This window comes from Methylomonas sp. BG-2, assembly GCF_057766305.1.
Genome location: NZ_JBYMAP010000478.1, coordinates 1 through 1295, shown reverse-complemented (window position 1 = coordinate 1295; position 1295 = coordinate 1). Strand labels below are relative to the sequence as shown.

Below are 1295 nucleotides of genomic sequence, written 5' to 3'. Positions count from 1 at the left end.
CCAGCACCTCGTCAACCTCGCGTTGAACAGAATACAGCGCGGTCTGAACGTTCTCGTTCGGGATCGAGTCCAAAAAGCCGTCGAAGATCAGCGCCAGGATTGCCTTTGCCCGCTGGGCGGCGTTGTAGGCGTTGTCCAGGGTGTTGGTGTCTGCCGGTCCGGCGTTTGCAGTGGCGGCGCTCATGCTGCACCTCCGACGAAGCCGGCTATATTGGTCTTGCCGTTGCCGCTGTATAGGCGATGGCTGAAATCGATTGAATCCGGGCGGATTGCGCCCGTGGCTTGAGTTTGCATGTCGGTCTCCTTAGCTGGATGAAAACCGTCGCCCATTGGTTCGAATCTCTGGGCGACGTGGTTAAGTGGGTTCGAACTACCGCGCTAAGGTGCGGCCGGCACAAGGCCGCCCAAATAACCACGCCATAACAGATAGGCGCAACAGGGCTGCGCGAAATGACGGGCATAAAAAAACCGCGTGAAGCGGCTTTTCTCACGCCTTAGCAAAAAACGGGGTTCGAATCCCGTCCCCGGTGCGCCGGGGTCGAAAACATTCTGCTACTGGGGTGGTGGGGATGTCAAGGGGTTTTTGTAATCTGAAAGGTCGGACGATTGCTCTGGCTTTAAAAGTGGACGACAATTCAGGAGTGCTGGAGTATTTTCGGAGGAACTATGGCGTCGAATATCGAAATCGTGATTGCTACGGTCGGTGGGACTTTTACGCTACTTAATGCGCTAATGGGGCTTCTCGATCAAATCGACGACCGAATAAAGATAATCCTTGGAGTATCCGAATCCGGAAGTAATTTATCCAACGAGATTCGCCTATTTATTTTGAATAGGGACATAACGTCGAGATGGTGGGCGATGATGTTGCTGATGATTTCTACTGGATCGATATTTGTCTTTTTTGCTTTGACAGCTCCCTGCTTGTGCAAGACAAGTAACTATATGACATGGGTTTGTCTCGGTATTGGAGTGGGCTGCTTACTCGGTTTTGTTGTAACTCTAGTTTTCGGGAAAAGGGATATTGACTCATTGAAACACTTCATTATAAAAGGACATCTACCCTGAAGAAATTAAAGTTCGGACAAAAAAATTAAATTGGCTAAAAATTGGACAGGTCTCTCACGAGAGCCTTTTTACCCGCCGCACACGGTAGCAGAAGCAGTCGATCGACTGATGTTCATCATGTCCGATAGTGAACGACAAGCGCTTGCCGACTCCGAAGAAAGCCAACTGGTTGATCTGCATTTTTGTCTTGGCGCAGCGATCCGGAACGCATTTGGTCTTCATTGCGG

Annotated in this window: 2 protein-coding genes; one reads left to right on the top strand and one right to left on the bottom strand. The window is 50.4% G+C overall.

Going from position 1 to position 1295, the window contains the following annotated elements:
* Positions 1–184, bottom strand: a 184-nt coding sequence (locus AC3B8H_RS21430) for a hypothetical protein (protein ID WP_488443531.1), incomplete at its 3' end; no start/stop codon positions are given.
* Positions 185–1098: 914 nt separating this feature from the next.
* Here AC3B8H_RS21430 and AC3B8H_RS21425 point away from each other — a divergent pair.
* The coding region (locus tag AC3B8H_RS21425) for a DUF6794 domain-containing protein (protein WP_488443530.1) at positions 1099–1295 on the top strand (197 nt) is incomplete at its 3' end.